Here is a 19556-nt window from a genome sequence, read left to right on the forward strand (position 1 = left end):
CCCCGAGATGCCGTTGGCCGAAGCGGAGGTCGCCGTGCTGGCGGCGCAGGACGATGGGCCGCGGCACACGCTGCTGATTGGCGGGGCACGCTCGGGCAAGAGCGCGCTGGCCGAGCGCCGCGCCGCCGAACGTGAGGCCGCTGGCGCCGAGGTCGTGGTGATTGCCACTGCCCAGGCGCTGGACGAAGAAATGGCCGCGCGCATTGCCGCGCACCGCGCCGTGCGGCCCGCTGGCTGGCGCACCGTGGAAGCGCCCGAAGCGCTGGCCGCCACGCTGCAGGCCGAAGACGCGCCCGGCCGCGTGCTGCTGGTCGACTGCCTCACGCTGTGGCTCAGCAACCTGCTGTTTGATGCTGATGCCAACACCGATGTCAAAGTGCGCGCGCTGCAGCCCAGCCAGCGCTGGGTCGACGAACGCGCGGCGCTGCTGGCCTTGCTGCCCACGCTGCGCGGCGAGCTGATCCTGATCGGCAACGAGGTCGGCCACGGCATCGTGCCGATGGGTGCCGGCAACCGCTTGTTCGTCGACGAAAACGGCCGGCTGCACCAGGCGCTGGCCGCGCATTGCGCGCAGGTGGAATTCGTGATGGCCGGCTGTGCGCTGGCGCTCAAAACATCTTGAGGGAGTGGGAATGAAGTGGTTCGGAAAGGCCGCCGTGCGCGGCCTGGTGGCGGCGTGTGGCCTGGCATTGCAAGGCCTCACGATGGCCGCGCCGGTCAGCGTGCTGGACGACGATGGCCAGCGCATCACATTGCCGGCACCGGCGCAGCGCATCGTCAGCCTGGCGCCGCACACCACCGAGCTGCTGTTCGACGCGGGCGCTGGCGCCAAGGTGGTCGCCACCGTGCGTTATGGCGACTACCCCGAGGCCGCGAAGAAGCTGCCGCAGGTGGGCGACGCGCACAGCCTGGACCTGGAGCGCATTGCCGCGCTGAAGCCGGACCTGATCGTCGTCTGGATGCATGGCAACTCGGCGCGCCAGATCGAACGCCTGCAGGCGCTGAAGCTGCCCATCTTCCACAGCGAGCCGCGCAGCCTGCCGGCCATTGCCGACGGCATGCGCCGCCTGGGCACCCTGGCCGGCACCGAGCCTGCAGCCAATGCCGCGGCCGATGCCTTCATGGCCGACCTTGGCGCGCTGCGCCAGCGCTACAGCGGCAGGCCGCCGGTCAAGGTCTTCTACCAGGTCTGGTCCAAGCCCTTGATGACGGTGAACAAGGGCCACCTGATCAGCGACGTGATCTCGCTGTGTGGTGGCGTCAACGTGTTTGCCGAGCAGCCGCTGCTGGTGCCCACGCCCAGTGTCGAAGCCGTGCTAGCCACGCAGCCCGAGGTGCTGGCCACCGGCACGCCGGACGGCAAGCCCGACGACAGCCTGCAGCCCTGGCAAGGCCTGAAGGCCTTTGCGCCGGTCGCAAAAAACCAGGTCATCTGGCTGACTTCAGACGAGATCAGCCGCCACACGCCGCGCATCCTGCTGGGTGCCAAGCAGATGTGCGAGGGGTTGGACGCAGTGCGGGCGAAGTCCAGGTGAAAGGTGCGCTGATGGTGCAGGGCACCACGTCGGATGCCGGCAAAAGCACCGTCGTGGCGGGGCTGGCGCGCGTGCTGGTGCGGCAAGGCATTCGCGTGGCACCGTTCAAGCCGCAGAACATGGCGCTCAACAGTGCGGTCACGGCAGACGGCGGCGAGATCGGCCGCGCGCAGGCCTTGCAGGCGCTGGCCGCGCGGGTCGCACCCACGGTCGACATGAACCCGGTGCTGCTCAAGCCCAGCTCGGACACCGGCGCGCAGGTCATCGTGCACGGCAAGGTGCTGGCCGACATGAACGCCAGGGCTTATCACGACTACAAGCGCGTGGCCTATGCCGCGGTCGCCGAATCGTTCGCGCGGCTGAAGGCGGCCTATGACGTGGTGCTGGTCGAAGGCGCGGGCAGCCCGGCCGAGATCAACCTGCGCGACCGCGACATTGCCAACATGGGCTTTGCGCTGCCGCACCAGGTCCCGGTGCTGCTGGTGGCCGACATCGACCGTGGCGGTGTGTTCGCCCACCTGACGGGCACGCTGGCCTGCCTCGCGCCCGAAGAGCAGGCGCTGGTGCGCGGCTTCCTGGTCAACCGCTTCCGTGGCGACATTGGCCTGCTGCAGCCAGGGCTGGACTGGCTGGAAGCGAAGACCGGCAAGCCGGTGTTCGGCACGCTGCCGTACCTGCACGGCCTGCAGCTGGACGCCGAAGATGCGATCCAGGTGGTGCAGCCGGCGGGCAGCGACGGCCCCAAGCTCAAGGTCATCGTGCCGGTGCTGCCTCGCATCAGCAACCACACCGACTTCGACGCGCTGCGCGCGCACCCGCAGGTCGAGCTGTCATTCATCGGCCCCGGCCAACCCATTCCGCCAGCGGACCTGATCGTGCTGCCCGGCAGCAAGAGCGTGCAGGCCGACCTGCGCTGGCTGCGCACCAACGGCTGGGAGCCGGCCATCCAGCGTCACCTTCGTTATGGCGGCAAGCTGATCGGCATCTGCGGCGGCCTGCAGATGCTGGGCCGCGGGCTGCACGACCCGCTGTCGCGCGAAGGCGGCGGCAGCGAGGCGGGGCTGGGCCTGCTGGACTTCGAAACCACGCTGGCCGCCGAGAAGCAGCTGCGGCAGGTGCAGGGCCGGCTGGCCTGGGACGAGGGCGCAGCGGTCACCGGCTACGAGATCCACCTCGGCGTGAGCCAGGGGCCGGCGATGCAGCGGCCCGCGCTGACCTTGGCAGGCGGTCGACCCGATGGGGCTGTGTCGGCAGACGGCCAGATGCTCGGAACGTATGTGCACGGCCTGTTCGACCAGCCTGAAGCCCAGGCTGCGCTGCTGCGCTGGGCCGGTCTTGGGCAAGCCGCTGCGGTGGACCTGGGCGCGCTGCGTGAGGCCAGTCTGGAACGCTTGGCCGACTCGCTCGAAGCCGCCATGGACTTGCCGGCGTTGTGGGCGCAACTGGGCTGAGCAGCCCTGAACGGTCCCCCTAGAAACCTGGCTTCACACAACGCGCGTCAACGCTGCTCATGCGCACAGCGTTGGCCGGGGGAACAAGCGGCGCTCGATGCGCTCCAACCGCATCGGCCCTCTCCGGCGGGCAGCGCCCCGTCGGGTCACATTTCTCCGGCGGGCAAGGCCTCGCCGGGCCGCATGGCCCATGTCCGCGTCGCGGTGCATCGGTCCCAAGACTCTCACCGAGAACAGGAAGCGCACATGTTGACCCCATCCCCCCAGCCCACCTTGCGCAGACGCAGCTGGCTCGCCGGCATGGGCCTGGGCGCTGCGGCGCTTGCCACAGGCTGTTCGGCGCCGGCCGTGCATTCGGCACCTGCGCCGGCCACGCCCGAGCCACCGCCCGGCACGCCGCTGGGCCCCGTCAGCGTGGAAGACCGCCAGTGGCTGGAGCGCCTGTCCTGGGGGGCCAACGACAGCCTGGCGCGCGAGTTCCAGGCCATGGGCCGCGAACGCTGGCTGGCGATGCAGCTGACGCCGCAATGGCCGCCCACGCTGCCGCCGGCCGTGAACGCGCAAATCGCTGCACTGGACATCAGCCGCAAGCCGATGCTCGACCTGGCCCGGGCCAGCGACGATCAGCGCAAGGCTTGGACTGCGATGAAGGGTGACGAGCAGGTGGCCGCGCGCGCGGCCTGGCAGCAGGAAATGGCGCGCCTCACCACCGAGGCCGTCAACCGGCAACTGCTGCGCAGCCTGTACGCGCGTGAGCAGTTGCAGGACCAGATGGGCTGGTTCTGGTTCAACCACTTCAACGTCTACGCCCAGAAGGCCAATCTGCGGGTCATGATGGGTGACTACGACGACACCATCCGCCCGCTGGCGCTGGGCCGTTTCCGCGACATCCTCGGCGCAGTGGTCTACCACCCGGCGATGCTGCGCTACCTGGACAACGACCAGAACCGCGCCGGCAAGCTCAACGAAAACCTGGGCCGCGAACTGCTGGAGCTGCACACGCTGGGCGTGGACGGCGGTTACAGCCAGCAGGACGTGCAGGAGATGGCGCGTGTGCTGACCGGCTTCGGCCTGCAGATCGAGGAACAGGCACCGCGCATGAAGCCCGAGTTCGAGGCGCAGTACCTGCGCCGCGGCCTGTTCGAGTTCAACCCGCAGCGCCACGACAACGGGCCGAAAAAGGTGCTGGGCGAGACGGTGCAGGGCCAGGGCGGCGTGGCCGAGCTGAATGGCATGCTGGACCGGCTGGCGCGCCACCCGGCCACCGCACGTCACATCTGCCGCAAGATCGCCGTCTACCTGGTGGCCGACGAGCCCTCGCCGGCGCTGGTGCAGAAGCTCTCGGCGCGCTACCTGGCCAGCGATGGCCGCATCGACCAGGTGCTGCGCGAGCTGTTTGCTGCACCGGAATTTGCTGCCTCGCTGAACAAGTGCTTCAAGGATCCGATGCACTTCGTGCTGTCCGCCGTGCGCCAGTGCCACGATGGTCAGATCGTCGTCAACACGCAGCCGATGCGCGGCTGGATGCAGCGCCTGGGCGAGGGGCCCTACGCACGCGTGACGCCCGATGGCTATCCGCTGGAAAGCTCGGCCTGGGACGGGCAGGGGCAGTTGACGGCACGCTTCGAGGTGGCGCGCGTCATCGTCAACGGCGGCAATGTGAACGACCATTTGTTCAGGGCCCCAGGCGCGCCGCCGCTGGCCCAGGTGCCGCAGGCGCGGGCCCGCGGCGAGCTGTTCAAGACGGCCATCGAGCCGACGCTGGCGCAGGCCACCAAGGTTGCGCTGACCCAGGCCGCCACGCCGCGCGAAGCTGACGCGCTGTGGCTGTCGTCTCCCGAATTCATGTGGCGCTGAGCCTGCGGAGTGCTTGCAAATGACCGTGATGCTGAACCGACGCCAACTGCTGGGCCGCGCCGCAGCCAGCCTGCCACTGCTGGCCGGCACCTTTTCGTCCACCTCGCTGTGGGCTGGGCCGAACGGCCTGCCGCGCACGCTGATCGTCTTCCTGCGCGGCGCCTATGACGCCAACAGCCTGCTGGTGCCTTACGCCAGCTCGTTCTACTACGAGAGCCGGCCGAACATCGCGATTGCCAGGCCCGATGGCACCAGCGATGGTGCGCAGAAACTGGACGCCGACTGGGCGCTGGCCCCTGCCACGACCGAGAGCCTGATGCCGCTGTGGCAGAAGAAGCAGCTGGCCTTCGTGCCCTTCGCCGGCAGCGAAGACGTGAGCCGCAGCCACTTCGAGACGCAGGACAACTTCGAGCTGGGCCAGGGCGTGGGCGGCAGCCTGGTCTATCGCAACGGCTTCATGAACCGCCTGGCCGGCACGCTGGGCGTGCAGAAGCAGCCTGGCCGCGAAGCGCTGGCCTTCACCGACCAGCTGCCGCTGATCTTCCAGGGCAAGCTGGCCGTGGGCAACCAGGGGCTGCGCTCGGTGGGCCGCGCCGGGGTGGACGAGCGCCAGGCCAATCTCATCCGCAGCATGTACGCGCAGACGCCGCTGTCTGGTGCAGTCGACAGCGGGTTCGACACCCGGCGCGAAGTGCTGCAGGAAATGGGCGAGGAGCGAGACATGGCCAGCCGCAACGCCATCGGCTCCAAGGGCTTCGAGGCCGAAGCCAGGCGCGTGGCCAAGCTGATGCGCGAACGCGTGGCGCTGGGCTTCATCGACGTGGGCGGCTGGGACACGCATGCCAACCAGGGGGCCGCGCTGGGCGGCCTGGCCACGCGCTTGTCCGAGCTGTCGGCCGGGCTGGCGGCCTTTGCCACCGAGATGGGCCCGCAGTGGCAGAACACCACGGTGATCGTGGTCAGCGAGTTCGGCCGCACCTTCCGTGAAAACGGCAACCGAGGCACCGACCACGGCCACGGCACGGTCTACTGGGTCATGGGTGGTGGCCTGAAAGCCGGCGGCAAGGTCGTCGGCCCGCAGCAGCAACTGCGCGCCGACACCTTGTTCCAGGACCGCGACATGCCGGCGCTGACCGACTACCGCGCGATGCTGGCCGGGCTGTGGGGCCGGCAGTACGGCCTGACACCTGCCCAGCAGGCGCAGGTGTTTCCGGGCCTCAAGGGCAGTGTGGACCTCGGGCTGGTCTGATGCGGCAGGGCTTGCCCATGGACTGCCAGCGGTCTCTCCAATGGCAGATGACAGCGCCGCGCGAACGCGTCATGGTGGCGGGTCGCCATCCGGCGCAGCATGCCAACCAGAAGAGGCGCTTCCATGAATGACCAGACCATCCTGAACCACATCACGCAGCTCGTCGAGGAAGAGCACACGCTGCGCGCCGCGAAGACCGCACATGGCGCGGAGGCCGAGCGCCTGCGCCACGTTGCCGAGCAGCTGGACCAATGCTGGGACTTGCTGCGCCAGCGCCGCGCCAAGCGGGAATTTGGCGGGAACCCCTCCGAAGCCCATGCGCGCGATGTCGGCACGGTGGAGCGCTACGAAGGCTGAGCCTGTCCCGGAAATGAAAAAGGGCGACACGCAGGTGCCGCCCATTCGCAAGTCCCGCCCCGCATGCGCGGGGCGGGTCGCCGCCGATCAGGCGCCTTCGGTGCCCATCGCCGGGTCACTGGTGCTGTGCTTGCCGTTTTCGATGCGGCCTGCCACCCGGCGCACAAAAGCCGCCTTGCTGCCCACGCTGACCGTCAGGTCGTACCAGCCCTTTTCCGGGCTGGCGTCGTAAGTGACCGTCAGCGAGGTGCCGGCCGGCACCTTGTAGGAAGCAGGCGATGCATCGCGGTAGGCGTTGATGACGATGTCGAAGCTGCAGTCCGCGCTGCCGCTGTTCTTCAGCACCAGCGACAGCGTGCGGTCCTTGGACGACTGCTTCACTTCCAGCTCGGGGTTGGCCGAAGGGCTCTTCTTGGCCAGGTCGGTATCGCCCTGCAGGTGGCGGTGGAAGCCGTTCGGGCCGAGGATCCACAGGTCATAGGCGCCCTGGTCATCCTTGGTGAACCAGCTGCCGCTCAGGTTCATGCCGGCTTCCACCGTGTAGCGGCGCGGCATGCGGTCCAGGTGCAGCTTGTCATAGACGTGGAACACCACGCCTACACTGCCCTTGTTGCGGAACACCACGTCCACGCGCTTGTCGGCCGCCTGCACCGTGGCGTCCACCTTCAGCACATAGGGCAGGGCACGCGAGTGGCGGATGCCCCAGGGCTGGGTGGGCAGGGTCTGGCTGGCCTCGGCCGGCACCGGCACTTGCGGCAGCGTCTCCTGCTGGGCACGCAGCTTGTCGGCCGACTTCTTGGTCAGCTTGGGCAGCGCCGGCAGCGGGTCCACGTTGGGGCTGACGAAGTTGAAGGCCGAGGTCAGGTCGCCTGCCACGGCGCGGCGCCAGGTGCTGATCTGCGGCTCCTGCACGCCAAAGCGCTGCTCTAGGAAGCGGATGACCGAGGTGTGGTCGAACACTTGCGAGTTGACCCAGCCGCCACGGCTCCAGGGCGACAGCACCAGCATCGGCACGCGCGGGCCCATGCCGTAGACGCGGCCGTCGGGCTGCGGCTGGCTGGTGGTACCGGGCGGGTTGGCGTGGGTGAAACGCTCGCTGTCCACCGGGCAGGTCGAACCACCGGCGACGTTGCCGCTTTCGTCGATGGCGGGCGCTGCCGGGGCAGGCACGTGGTCGAAGAAACCGTCGTTCTCGTCGAAGTTGACGATCAGCACGGTCTTGCTCCACACCGCCGGATCCGCCGTCAGCGCGTTGAGCACCTGCTCGATGTACCAGGCGCCCTGCACCGGGCTGGACGGGCCGGGGTGCTCGCTGTAGGTTTCCGGCGCGACGATCCACGAGACCGCTGGCAGCGTGCCGGCCTTGATGTCGTCCTTCAGCGCCTGCAGGAAGCCGCCGTCGGGCATGGTGTTGGCAATGCCCTTGCACAGCGGGCTGATCGCGTCATGCGTGGCCGCTGCGTAGGGGATGAACGGCGAGCCGTCGCCGTTGTTGCCCATCGCGATGTTGGCCAGGCGGTAGTTGACAAAGCCGGCCAGCGAGTTGTCGGTGAAGTTGTCCGGCATGTTCTGGTAGACCTTCCAGCTCACGCCGGCGGCCTGCAGGCGTTCCGGGTAGGTGGCCCAGGTGTAGCCCTTGTCCGGCGCTTCCATGCCGTCCCATTCATTGACCACCGCAGCCACGTTGGCGCCGGTCGGGCCATTGGTGCCGGTCCACAGGAACAGGCGGTTCGGGTTGGTGCCGGCCTGGATCGCGCAGTGGTAGGCGTCGCACACCGTGAAGGCATTGGCCAGCGCGAACTGGAAGCCGACCTCGGCCTCGCGGTAGTAGCCCATCGAGTGGTCGGTCTTGTAGCGCGGCCATTCCTGCAGGCGGCCGGCGCCCCAGGCGTTCTGCGCGTCATTCCATGAGTGTGGCGTGCCTTGCACGCGCTGCGCATTGCCCTGGCTGCTGTCCAGGTGGTAGGGCAGCACGGTACGGGTGCCGTCGCTCTGCTGCCAGACATTGCGGCCGTCGGGCAGCGGAATCGTGAAGCGGTCGCCAAAGCCCCGCACACCCACCAAGGTACCGAAGTAGTTGTCGAACGAGCGGTTCTCCTGCATCAGGATCACCACGTGCTTGACGTCCTTGATGGTGCCGGTGGCGTTGTTGGCCGGAATCGCCAGCGCGCGGGCAATGGCCGGCGGCAGTGCCGTGGTGGCGGCCGCTGCGGCGGCGAGTTGGGCAGTGCCGCGCAGGAAGCTGCGGCGGTCGGTGGGCTTGTTCATGGGACTCCAGGTCGATGCAAAGACGTGCCGCGCCTGACAGGCAGCGCAGGTTCAGCCGCGCAGATTGCATGCCTTTGAAGTCACGACTGTGAAGATTCGGCTGCCTGCGCTCAGTGAGGTGCCGGGGCCGCCCCGGCCGTGGCGCCGGCGCGCCGCTCGAAGGCGCTGCGCACCTCCTGCACCTGGTCGTCCGTCAGGCCGCCAGGCCCTGAGAATGCGCTGTTGGTGCGGCGGAAGTCGCCCCACAGTTGATCGGCGGGAGCGCTGCCGGCGCTGGCCACCAGGGCGTCCCGGCGACGCGGGCGCAGGTCATCGTCGCGCTTGCGATTGAACTGTGCTTCCAGCGCGGCGATGCGCGCGTCGGCGAGGCGTTCGTCTTCGGGGCGACCGGTGTCATAGGCGCTGCGGCCGCGCTTGAAGTCGTTCCAGCTCATCAATCCGGCCATCGCGGCGATGGCCGCGCTCTCGGCGTCGAACAGGCGCCGCAGGTGGTGGTCGCGGAACTGGTTCTGAAGCAGCGTGACCCGGGCGGCCTCGGCTTCGCCCAGGCGTTCGATGCGGCCGTTGCGGCCACCGGTGCGGAAGGCGGTCCAGGTCAACGTGGGATCGGCCGCCAGCGCAGCGTTGGCCTCGGCCTGCAGCGCGCTGAAGGTGGCGGGCACGTCGATGGGCGCGGTGCCGGGCGCGAGCTGGTAGTCCTCCGGGCGCTCGCTGCCGATGTTGTTGTCCACCGTGACGCTCGCCGGCAGGCGTTGCCCGCTGCCGTTGGCCGGGCTGACCTCCACTGCCTGGCAGGTGACCGTGCGCGGCACATGCTGCTCGGCCTCGGCCACCTCGGCCTTGACGGTTTCGCCGGCAGCACGGGCCGCGGCCACGTCGATGGGCGTGCGGCCGTAGTGCGCGGTGACGATGAAGCGCACCGTCTTCCCCTCGTCGATGGCGGTCTTCACCGGCGTTTCGAAGGCGTGCAGCATGGACGTGCTGGCGCGGTTGTTGGCGTCCTGGGTCAGCGGGGTGAGGTTGCGCCAGTCGTCGCCGGGGCCACCCAGGTTGTCGTTGAGCAGGTGACCGCGCACATAAAGCGTGGCGCCGCCGTGATAGCGCAGGCGCAGCTTGTTCCAGTGGCCGCGTGCGTCGGCCAGGCCACTGCCAGGCTCGCTGCCGCGCTGGTGCACGCGGGTCAGCGGCTCCACCGTCACCGAGCTGCCAAAGGCGCCGCCCTGGATGCCGCCGTACTGCGGGTCGCCGCTGCGCTGGTGGCCGGGACCGGTCAGCATCAGCCGGCCGGTGATGGGCGCCAGCTCGGCCAGCTTGGCGCTGATCACCACGCCGTGGTCCACGCTTGGCGCGCTGGCGCCGGCGCGCGGCGGGCCGCGGTCGCCACGGTCCGCACTTTCGGCGCTGGCGGCCCGCATGGCCTCGCCCAGTTCGCGGGCCAGGCGGATGGCGTCCTGCTTGTCGGCCTCGCGCTCGGGCGGCACGGCCAGGCCGGCCAGGAAGCGCTCGTAGCTGGTAGGCGTGGAGGCCACCATCAAATGGGCGCTGGCGCCGCTGCCCTCAATGTAGAGGTTGTGGGTTTCGCCGCCCGACTGGAAAGCCTGCCGCGCCCGCCACCATTCGCGCACCCGTGCCACCGCGCCGCGCACCGCTTCACCGCCGCGGCGTGCCAGGTCCAGCAAGGCCCGGCCGCCGCGGATGGCCCGGTCGATCAGCCAGTCGATGGCACCGTCAACCAGGGCCTGGACCCGCGCCAGCATCTCGCGGATGCGCTGGCCCAGCCGGCCCAGCCCGAGCTGGTTGGCCAGGAAGCCGATGGCCACCGGCAGGGCGCTGCCCAGTGCGTTTTCCAGGAAGCTGGCCGCGGTGTCGATGCTGCCGCGGGCAATGTCCAGCACGCCGTCCAGCACCCGGCTGACGATCTCCAGCATCTCCCGCAGGTACTGCATGAAGGACTCGATGGCGTTGTAGATCGCCACCAGGCTGTTGACCACGGCCATGATCCCGCTGGGGTCCAGCAGCGCGGTGAGCCAGCGGCTGACGCGGCTGATCACCACCTCGGTGATCCACGCACTGATGCCTTGCATCACCGTGTCCCACAGGCTGCTCAGGCGCTCCTGCACCTCGCGCCACAGGCCGGCTGCACCTTCGTTGACCAGCACGCTGACGAAATTCCACACCCCTGTGGCCATGTTGAGCATGCGCCGCAGCCGTGCCACCACCTCCGGCCCCACGCGCTCGGACAGGCGGCGGAAGACGTTTTCCACCGTCACGCCCAGCACGTCCAGCACAAAGCCCAGCACCGCGCGCAGCGAGAAATCCGCCGGTGGCTGCACGCCGGCCTCGCGCAGCTGGCCGAACAGCCAGCCGGTCACGCCGTTGAGCAGGTGCGTGCCGATGCGCTCGAAGAACAGGCCGAAGCCGGCCTTGACGGCGCGCAGCGTGTTGATGAGGAAGCCGATCGGGTTGGTCAGGATGTCGCCAATCGCGCGCGCGGCCTTGGCCAGGATCTGCACCACCAGCTGGGCGGGGATGTTCAGCAGCCGCAGCACGGCCTGGAAGAAGGCCCACGCGGCGCCGGGCAGGTCGCCATCCACGAACAGCCGGCGCAGGATGTTCAGAGCCGTCTGCTGCACACGGGGCCAGAGTTCGGCATCGGTGAAGAACTGGCCGAAGACAGGGATGCGGGCCAGGATCTGGTTGCGGATGAAGTTTTCGATGGGTTCGCGGATGCAGGCCGGCACGCGCTGCCACAGCCCGCCCAGGATCAGCAGCGGCAGCTGCAGCAGGTCGCCGGCGACCGTGATCAGCTTGCGCACCGTCTCCAGCACCAGTTGCAGGAAGGGTGTGAGGGCATCAAAGCCCTGGACCAGGCGCGCGAACAAGGCCCCCACCTGCTCGCGGGCCCAAGCCAGCAGGCTGTCCAGCGCATCGGTGAGCCAGCCGAAGGCGCTGGCCAGCCAGGCCAGCCAGTCGCTGGCGCGCAGCCGTGTCACCAGCCCGCCGATCAGCGAGGCCACGCCGCCGATGCGCTCGCCCAGCCACGCACCGGCCCCCACGATCAGGCCGCGCAGCGCCGACAGCAGGGTCTGGATGGACGGCAACACCGAGGCCAGGCTCTGCCGCGCCGCAGGCACGCCCTCACCACCATCCATGCCTTCGGCGGCGCCGTCCAGCCCGGTGGAGAGTCGCTGGGCCTGCTCGCCCATCTGGCGCACAAAGGCCGGCGGGATCAGGTCGGCCACGCGGCTGGCCATGTCGGCCACCGGCTGCCAGACCGGGCGGGTGCGTTCGCGCACCCAGTCCCAGGCTTCGCCGGCCTTGGCGCTGATCCAGCCGAGCACGCCGCCCGAGCTGCCGGTGCTCTCCTCGCCGGTGTCGCTGCCGAACAGCAGGTCTGAGAACCAGTGCCAGACCCGCGCTGCCGCGTCGCGCACCGGCCGCACCCAGTCCCACAGGCGGCGGCCCAGGTCCTGGATGCCAGCCCAGACTGCGCCGCCAAAGTTCTGCAGCCATTGCAGTGCCGGGGCGCCGAAGTCGCGCCACAGGCCGGTGAAGAACTCGCCGATGGGCCGCAGGAACTCGGTCAGCTTGTCCCAGGCCACACCCACCGTCTCGGTGACGAAGGTCTTCAGCTCGCCAATGGCCGCCATCAAGGGCTCGCAGCGGCCGGAGGCCAGGGCCACCGCAATGCCGGCCGCGCGGCTCACCAGGCCGCCGAAGAGTGCGATCAGCTGGCGCGGCCCGTCGAACGGCACCAGCGCCTGCAGGCCGCCAATGAAGCCCTCCCAGGCACGGGCCACCTGGCGGCCCAGCCAGTTCAGCAGGCCCTCGTCGACGATGGCGCGCACCGTGCGGGCGAACTCGGGCGAGATGCTTTCCAGCAGCTGCCAGCCCAGTTCCCGCACCTTTTCGATGGCCCAGTCGGCGATGTCCCCCAGGGTATCGGCAACGCTGTCGTACAGGTCGCCCCACAGGCCGCGGCGCACGGTGCGCACGCCGGGCTCGGCGCTGCGCCGTACCGGGGAAGCTGCCGCCGCGGGCGCCTGGACGGCGGTCACGCCGCGCTGCTGGGCCACGTGTGCCAGCTCGTGTGCCAGCAGGAAACGGCCGGTTTCGGAGCTGGGCTGGAAACGGCCCTCATGGAAGGCGATGTGCTCGCCCACCGCAAAAGCATGCGCATGCAGGGTCTCGTTGAGCCGGGCGGCCTGCGGGCCGGTGTGGATGCGCACGGCAGAGAAATCCAGCCCGAAGCGGGCTTCCATGTCGGCCCGCAGCGGCGGCGGCAGCGGCTGGCCGCCGGCTTGCAGGGCCGCAATCTCGCGTTCCAGGCTTTCCGGCAGCGCCTGTTCGTCTTCGACTTCGGGGGGCGCGTCGGCAGCCGGCCGCGCCGCAGGGGCGAGCGCGCGCCGCACCGCGGTCCGGCTGGCCATGGGGTCGCCAGCTGCGTGGGCGTCCGGCACGCGCTGGCGCAGCGCTTGTGCGGCCATGCGGTCCGCCTGCTTCTCGGCGTCGTCGTGCGCACCGCCCAGCATCAGCTTGGGCCGCACACCGGCCTTCAGCGCCGCCACGTGCGGCGCCAAAGGGCGCCGGGCCGGCATGGCGGGCTTGAGCGCGTGGGTCTGCATGGTCTGGCCGGGAGTCGACCAGGTCAGGGCGCGACCGCGGGCGGCAGGGTTGGCGGCGGCGCCTTCTGCTGGCGCGAGGCGATCAGCGCGTCGATGGTCATGCGCTTGCCCTTCCTCTCCCGTGCAAAGGTTTCTGCCGGCACCAGTTCGCGGTCGAAATGACGGAAGACCTTGAAGATGAAGTAGCCCTCCTTGCTGCCGAACTGCACCACCCAGGTGTTGTTGGGCTGTTCGTAGGCTGAGCGGAAGGTGATGGTGTCGTCGCCGATTTCGTCGCGCAGCACCCGCTCTTCGGCCTTGTAGGCCAGCCCGTGGGCGCGGTCGTATTCCTTGACGGTCAGGTTGGGCGAGCCGATGCGCTGGGCGTAGTTCTTGGTCTCTGCACGCTCGGTGAGGATGTGCATCATCTGGGTCTTGAAGCCCAGCGGGTCGGAGGCCAGCAGGTCGTCCAGATCGACATAGGCGCGCGTCCAGGTGTCCTGCACGACCGGCTCGTAGCCGGAACCCGGCGAGCCTTCGGTGCGGCCGGATTGGTTGATGAGCCGCATGGGGATCACCTCGTCCCGCTCGATCAGCGCCTTCATCTCACGGTCGAACACACTGAGCTTGCCTTCGTCCACCGCCTCGCAACGCAGCACCCGGCCGTCCAGTGTGTAGACCAGTCCCTGGCTGAGGCTGTTGAGCCTGGCGATCAGGTCGCCGGCACGGTCGAAGGCCGAGGCCTCGCCCTTGCCCGGGGGCCGCAGCTCCACCACCCTGCGCAGTGTGCCGCCATCGCCGTGGCGCTGCTGCAGCACGTGGGTCAGCTCGTGGGCGATCAGGCGGCGACCGTCGGTGCTTCCGGGCTGGTATTCGCCGGGACCGAAATAGAGGTCGCGGCCCACGGTGAAAGCCCTTGCCGAGAGGCTGCTGGAGAGCGCGCCGGCCTGCGCATCCTGGTGCACGCGCACGCCCGAGAAGTCCGCCCCCATGCGGCTGCCGAAGAAATGCTGCTCGGTGGCTGGCAGCGCTTGGCCGCCACCCTGACTTTGCGCGATGGCCGCAGCCTGGCTGCCGGCCAGCGTGGCCTCGCCGCCCTTGCTTTTTTTGCGTTGCAGCGTCTCGTCCTGGCGTTCGGCTTCGACCGGTGGCGTGCCGGGCTTGTCGCCTTGCGCGCAATCGCTGCACTGGCGCTGTAGCCGGTCGGACGGTGCCGCCACGACCTGCTCGGCGACCGCATCGGCCTGGCGCTCATGCGCATCGTCCGGCGAGCCCAGCTTCAGCTGCGCCTGCACCGGATGGCCGAGCGCCTCCTGCACGGCGGCGCGCTGGTCCGGGGCAGGGGGCACTCCGACGGCGCGTGTCCCGGCCGGCCGGGTACGGGTGCGGGGTGCGCGGCGCAAAAGCTGGAAGTTGTTCATGCCTTTGCTCCAGACGAGGGCAAGCAAGGGCTTCGCCGGACACTTTGCCTGAGCGTGTCGCTGGTCCCCGCTGGCTCAAACAACGTGTGCGCTGCCTCTTGCAGGCCTAACTCCCACACATTCGCCCGCTCTCGCTCAATCCGGCAAGACCAACGACCTGCGTTTGTCACGGCGAGCATTTCATTCACGGTGCGGCCGTGGGACTCGACGATGAGTCTGCGCCCTCGACCATCTTTCCGGAGTCGAACCAGCCGAGAAGAATGGCCTTGGCAGCGCTTGCATCGGTTTCCGGCTTGGGTTGGCTGCCGAAGACAAGGAGATCGCTCAGGCGCACGTAGTTGTCCCGGGAGTCCGGCGTCGTTCCGCCGCCGTCGATTGATTTCCACAATTCGATGCCGGGCGCGACGACCTTTGTCGAGTCGTGTACGGCGATGTGCGTGAACCCACCGGGTGCCAGCGCCACGGTGGTCTCCTTCGAGACGCCATAGGTCTTCTTCTTCGGCGGCTGCCCATGGAGGACGAAGTCGCCGGGCTTTGGGCGGCCCTCGGACAGGCCAAGCGTCGGCCGAATCCACGCTTTTTCTTTCGAGCGCAGATCGTCGAGCGCCTGGGATTTGCGGTCAATCTGACCCTGCAGCTTCTCCGTCTGGGCCTCGTACTGCTTCAGCGCCGCATCGAGTTGGGAGATTTCAAGGCGTTTCTGAGTCATCTGAGCCGCTTGCGTCTCATCCGGATACGGATCCTGCGAGAGATCGGCCAGTGCCGATGCCGCCTTGTCCTTTCGTCCCTGAATGTCTGCCGTCGGCTTCACGAACAGGGTCATGCTCTTGTTCAAGGCCTCGACGGTCTGCTGAAGTTCGATGTCCTTCATCATCATCTGCAGGGTCGCGGAGTACAGCGCCAACCGCTTTTGCACCGCCTTGGCATCGCCGGAACTCCGCGACTTCACGGCATCCAGGAACGTCTGGCCACCGAACTCGATGCAGGTGGTGAAGTTCTTCATCTGCGCAGCACCCATCAGCGGCATGCGGAGCACAAGGTCCAACCCGAGAACGCTTGCCACGCGAAGCGTCTTCGTTCCGTTGCGGATGTCGTAGATGTCATCCGGTGACTTGATTTGCCTATGGCTCGCCAGGGCTTGCCTTGCCGCGGAGAGCACGGCGCTTTGCATTGCGTCGCCCGGGCTCGGCGCCGGCGGGTCAACGGGCTTCTTCTCCTCCCGCATCACGACCTTCCCTGCCGTGGTGCCTCGCGATTGCTGCACAACGTGCGCCAGCTCGTGGGCCATCAGATGGCGGCCGCTGCCGGGCTGGTATTCGCCCTCGCCGAAGTACACATCGCGGCCCAGCGTGAAGGCGCGGGCGCCCAGTTGCTCCGACCAGGCCGCCGCCTGCGGCCCGGTGTGCACGCGCACGGCGTCCAGCGGCACGCCCAGGCGCGGCTCGAAGAAGCTGCGCTCGCTGCGCGGCAGCGGCTGCCCGCCGCCCCGGCTGCTGGCCAGGCCCTGGGCCAGCGCGGTGCTCACCGTGCTGGCCTGGGCGCCCGTCGCTGGCTGGGCCAGGCGCTGCAGGGTGGCGTCCTCTGGCTTGTCTTTTTCGTCGGCGCATTGGGTGCACTGGCGCTGCAGCACCGGTTCACTGGTGGCCATCACGCGGTCGGCCACGGCCTCGGCCTCGCGCTCATGGGCGCCGTCTGGCGCCCCCACTTTCAGCTGCGTCTGCACCGGACGGCCCAGCGCCTCCTGCACGGCAGCGCGCTGGTCCGGCGCGGCAGGGCCGACCGTGCGCGGCGCGGCCGGCCGGGCGCGGGGTGCGCGGCGCAGGAGTTGGAAGTTGTTCATCGTGCTTTCTCCCGGGCGGCCCACAAATCGATCTGGAGGTTGTTGCCCTCGGTGCTGTATTGCCTGTAGGCGGTGTGGGCGACACGTCCGGGCTCTGTTACGCCCTCTAGCACGTTGCCGGTGAGGACGATCCTGTCGCAAAATGAAGCTGCGGGGATCACGTCGGTTTCATAACCTAGATGGGACCAAGTGTTTCCCTGGGCTATCAAGGTGTGGGTGGTAAACACACTGCCCAACATCAAGCGGTTGCCGATCAGGGCCGTGCGGCCATAACCAGGTATCTGGCGCACCAGCCACATGCCCTCCTCGGCACCTTGAAAGGCATCGGAAGGGAAGCAGGCATGCACACCCGTGAGGGTGTTGTCGCGCAGCACCAGGTCCACGCCTGCGGGTTGAATGACGTCTCCTTCTACGGAGATGGGAAAATTACACGCGCCTTGGGGAATGGGCTCGCTGCTGAAGCCATTGGCCAGCAACAGCCAGCCGGCGAACTGGCTGCCCGAAATGCAGCCGCCCACCTGGTTGTCGGCCAGCCTCAGGGCATGGTCGGGCTCCTCCAGCACGATCGTGGGAATGAAGCTGCCCAGCGCGGCGATCTGTTGGTCAAGGCCGACCGTCGGGCTGGACAGCGCGATCACCATCTGTTCGGTGCTCATCTGGGTCGGTGAGCCGGCGCGCCGCTTTGCCGGGCTGCCTGGCAAGGTGGCGTGCTTGAGGCTGTCCAGCCAGACCTTGCGGCGCTCGGCGGGCATGGCCTGCCAAGCGTTTGCAGCCTGTGCCAGGATTTCCTGGGGCGGGCGGCTGTCGAGGGCCATGGCGCGCATCGCCGAGCTGCTGGCCTTCAGGAAGGCATCGTCTGCTGCCACCCGGGCGGGCGCCCAGCTCAGCTGATCAGGGATCGATATCCAGGCTTGCAGCCGGTTGTTGTCCCAGGCCAGTGTGCAGGCACCGCCTTTCGGGGCTTGCACGCTGATCATGGCCGGGCCGCCGATCTTGTTCGAGAGCCGGTTGGCCTCGCAGTCGCGGACAGTGACCACGGGCGCCTCCAGAACGAGTTGTCCAGCGGATTGCTGGAACGTCAGCCCCAGGTTTTCGAGGATCAGTTCGTCTGCGGCCACCGAAAGGATGTTGCTGCTCAGCATGATGCGAGCCGAAGTGGCGCTTTCGCCGCTCAGGCGCAGCGCCGTGAGGCCAACCACGCGCACGTCGCTGTCCACAACGTAGTCGCCCGCGCACAGTTTCACCCACAGGCTGCCCTTCTGGTCGGCTGCGGCCTGCTTCAGCACCGTCATCAACTGCTCGCTGGTGCGCACCGAAACTTCGCAGCCGCCGCTGTGCTGGCACAAGGCCTTCAGCGCGTCCTGCACGCTGACCACGCTGGGCAGCTGCAGGTCGGCGCACAGGCTGGCGTCGGTCTTGTCCAGTGGAATGTCGTTGGCGCGCAGCTCGCAGAGCAGCTTGTCCAGCACGTTGCTGACCTTGGTCGACACGCCGCTCAGGCCCAGCAGTTCGCGCACGTTGGGGCTGGTGGCGCAGGTGGGCAGCGTGTAGCCGATGTCGTCGGCGCCGATCGCGCAGAGGTTGTCCAGCGCCTGCTGCACGTTTTGCGCGCCCATGAACAGGCCGGGGCAATGGTCGGCAAAGCCAACGTCGGCCGCGGTGATGTCGGTCAGCGGCGGGAAGGCCATGCGGCGGCGGGCTGCGTCGTCTGGCAGCGGCTTGAGCTTGCCGTCGGCCTGCAGTTCGCCCAGCAGCAGGTAGTGGTGGCGCACGCCGCGTGGCAGGCCGCTGCTGAGCACCACGTCGCCGCTGGCCTGCACGGCCTCTCTCACGCTGGCTTGCCAGTGATCACCCGGCACGAACTGCAGCGCCTGGAAACCAAGCTCCAGGCTCAGGGCTTCCAGGCTGATGGAAAGCTTGCCAGCCTCGGCATGGGCGCGACCGTGGGCCGGGTCGTCCTTGCTGCCGGTGAACAAGGCCACGCCGCGGTCGCGTCCGTTGACCAGCGCGCCGGTGTCCAGTTTGAAGACGCCGTAGCCGTCCCACTGGCGCACGAAGGCCTTGGGCTCGTTGGCGCCCAGCGGCGTGACACAGGTTTCCTTGATCAGCCCGCGCAGCTTGAGCGGGTTGGGCGCAAAGTGCAGGCCCAGCAGGCGCTCGGTGTCGGTGTCGAAGAACTCCCAGACCCAGTCGCCCTGGTTGAAACCGGTGGGCAGGTCGTTCACCGCCGCGGCTTCGGCGCCGTTGTCGCGTGACCATTTGAGGGTCAGCGTCTTGGCCGCGAGGTCCACGTCGTGCACCTCGACGCGGAACAGGTAGTTGCCCAGTCGCTCGTCGACCTGCACCTGCTGCGCGCAGGGATTGCACGGGTCGTTGCCGCTGTCGATCTTGCGCAGCGTGAGCGTCAGCGGGGCATTGCCCAGCGGTGGGTTGAAAGCCGGGTCCAGCGGGTTCTGCGCCGCCGGGCACCACTTGACCTGCAGCAGGGTCTGTGTGCGGGTGCTGGTGTCGGCGCCGTGCAGCGCCGGGTCCATCAATTCGGGGCGCTCCAGCGCGGTGACGCAGCGGTCCCAGACGTCCGCATACAGCTTCAGGCTGGCGCCGCTGTAGGCGGCCTGGATGGGGTAGTCGGGCTGGCCCGTGACGGCCATCGGCGCGCTGCCGGGCAGCAGCGCCGGCACCCCGTCCACATACAACACGCCGGGCTGCAGGCGGATTGTGTTGGAGCCTGCCGGATCGGCATACAGGCGCAGGCCGCCGTGGCGCGGCGCGCCGCCCAGCGGCAGTAGGTCGGAAGGGCCGGCGGGGCTGCCGGAGATGGCATCGCGCAAGGCCGCGACCAGGCGGCTGTTCTGCAGCGCCGAGAGTTCGTTCCAGTCGGCGTCCAGGATCATGCGGCCCTGTTGCAGGAATACGCCGGCATAACGCGGGTCAGGTGCGAGGCTGTCGCGGGAGATTTGAGTTTTCATGGTTC

General features: G+C 68.8%; 11 protein-coding genes. 6 read left to right on the forward strand and 5 right to left on the reverse strand.

Annotated features, from left to right (window positions below; translation table 11 throughout):
• Positions 1-7: 7 nt before the first annotated feature.
• From cobU to ACAH41_RS15650, 6 genes are all read left to right on the forward strand, one after another.
• The gene (gene cobU / locus ACAH41_RS15625; protein ID WP_370538364.1) at positions 8-622 is read left to right on the forward strand and encodes a bifunctional adenosylcobinamide kinase/adenosylcobinamide-phosphate guanylyltransferase; all 615 of its coding nucleotides are present in this window, start codon (positions 8-10) and stop codon (positions 620-622) included.
• 10 nt (positions 623-632) lie between these two features.
• A complete protein-coding gene (locus ACAH41_RS15630) occupies positions 633-1535 on the forward strand; it encodes a cobalamin-binding protein (RefSeq protein ID WP_325655504.1) in 903 nt (300 codons plus the stop codon).
• A gap of 11 nt (positions 1536-1546) precedes the next feature.
• A complete protein-coding gene (locus tag ACAH41_RS15635; protein WP_325655537.1) occupies positions 1547-2986 on the forward strand; it encodes a cobyric acid synthase in 1440 nt (479 codons plus the stop codon).
• Positions 2987-3232: 246 nt separating this feature from the next.
• Positions 3233-4843, forward strand: coding sequence for a DUF1800 domain-containing protein (locus ACAH41_RS15640; RefSeq protein WP_325655505.1), 1611 nt, complete (start codon positions 3233-3235; stop codon positions 4841-4843).
• Positions 4844-4871: 28 nt separating this feature from the next.
• Complete coding sequence (locus tag ACAH41_RS15645; RefSeq protein ID WP_325655506.1) at positions 4872-6092, forward strand: DUF1501 domain-containing protein; 1221 nt, start codon at positions 4872-4874, stop codon at positions 6090-6092.
• 123 nt (positions 6093-6215) lie between these two features.
• Positions 6216-6449, forward strand: a complete 234-nt coding sequence (locus ACAH41_RS15650) for a DUF2630 family protein (RefSeq protein ID WP_325655507.1) — start codon at positions 6216-6218, stop codon at positions 6447-6449.
• Between the two features lie 87 nt (positions 6450-6536).
• Here the strand turns inward: ACAH41_RS15650 and ACAH41_RS15655 are convergent, their stop codons facing one another.
• The 5 genes from ACAH41_RS15655 to ACAH41_RS15675 all read right to left on the reverse strand — a co-directional run bounded on the left by ACAH41_RS15655 (position 6537) and on the right by ACAH41_RS15675 (position 19551).
• Positions 6537-8717 (reverse strand): phosphocholine-specific phospholipase C, encoded by a 2181-nt coding sequence (locus ACAH41_RS15655; RefSeq protein WP_325655508.1) that lies wholly within the window; start codon positions 8715-8717, stop codon positions 6537-6539.
• A 110-nt stretch (positions 8718-8827) separates the two neighbouring features.
• A complete protein-coding gene (locus ACAH41_RS15660) occupies positions 8828-13342 on the reverse strand; it encodes a DUF4157 domain-containing protein (protein ID WP_325655509.1) in 4515 nt (1504 codons plus the stop codon).
• Positions 13343-13365: 23 nt separating this feature from the next.
• Entirely contained in the window at positions 13366-14742 is a 1377-nt protein-coding gene (locus ACAH41_RS15665) for a DUF4157 domain-containing protein (protein ID WP_325655510.1), read from the reverse strand.
• 184 nt (positions 14743-14926) lie between these two features.
• On the reverse strand, positions 14927-16582 hold the full coding sequence (locus tag ACAH41_RS15670) for a DUF4157 domain-containing protein (protein ID WP_325655511.1): 1656 nt from the start codon (positions 16580-16582) through the stop codon (positions 14927-14929).
• Positions 16579-19551: a DUF6519 domain-containing protein gene (locus ACAH41_RS15675; protein WP_325655512.1), complete on the reverse strand. Its 2973-nt coding sequence runs from the start codon at positions 19549-19551 to the stop codon at positions 16579-16581. Before ACAH41_RS15675 ends, ACAH41_RS15670 begins: the two co-directional genes overlap by 4 nt.
• Positions 19552-19556 lie beyond the last annotated feature (5 nt).

It is taken from the genome of Ideonella sp. (genome assembly GCF_041287625.1).
In the GTDB taxonomy this organism is placed as follows: Bacteria; Pseudomonadota; Gammaproteobacteria; order Burkholderiales; family Burkholderiaceae_C; genus Ideonella.

Bases quoted from the DNA above. Each gene is read 5' to 3' on its own strand.
- cobU (WP_370538364.1), top strand. From the start codon at position 8: ATGCCGTTGGCCGAAGCGGAGGTCGCCGTGCTGGCGGCGCAGGACGAT.
- ACAH41_RS15630 (WP_325655504.1), top strand. From the start codon at position 633: ATGAAGTGGTTCGGAAAGGCCGCCGTGCGCGGCCTGGTGGCGGCGTGT.
- ACAH41_RS15635 (WP_325655537.1), top strand. From the start codon at position 1,547: ATGGTGCAGGGCACCACGTCGGATGCCGGCAAAAGCACCGTCGTGGCG.
- ACAH41_RS15640 (WP_325655505.1), top strand. From the start codon at position 3,233: ATGTTGACCCCATCCCCCCAGCCCACCTTGCGCAGACGCAGCTGGCTC.
- ACAH41_RS15645 (WP_325655506.1), top strand. From the start codon at position 4,872: ATGCTGAACCGACGCCAACTGCTGGGCCGCGCCGCAGCCAGCCTGCCA.
- ACAH41_RS15650 (WP_325655507.1), top strand. From the start codon at position 6,216: ATGAATGACCAGACCATCCTGAACCACATCACGCAGCTCGTCGAGGAA.
- ACAH41_RS15655 (WP_325655508.1), bottom strand. From the start codon at position 8,717: ATGAACAAGCCCACCGACCGCCGCAGCTTCCTGCGCGGCACTGCCCAA.
- ACAH41_RS15660 (WP_325655509.1), bottom strand. From the start codon at position 13,342: ATGCAGACCCACGCGCTCAAGCCCGCCATGCCGGCCCGGCGCCCTTTG.
- ACAH41_RS15665 (WP_325655510.1), bottom strand. From the start codon at position 14,742: ATGAACAACTTCCAGCTTTTGCGCCGCGCACCCCGCACCCGTACCCGG.
- ACAH41_RS15670 (WP_325655511.1), bottom strand. From the start codon at position 16,582: ATGAACAACTTCCAACTCCTGCGCCGCGCACCCCGCGCCCGGCCGGCC.
- ACAH41_RS15675 (WP_325655512.1), bottom strand. From the start codon at position 19,551: ATGAAAACTCAAATCTCCCGCGACAGCCTCGCACCTGACCCGCGTTAT.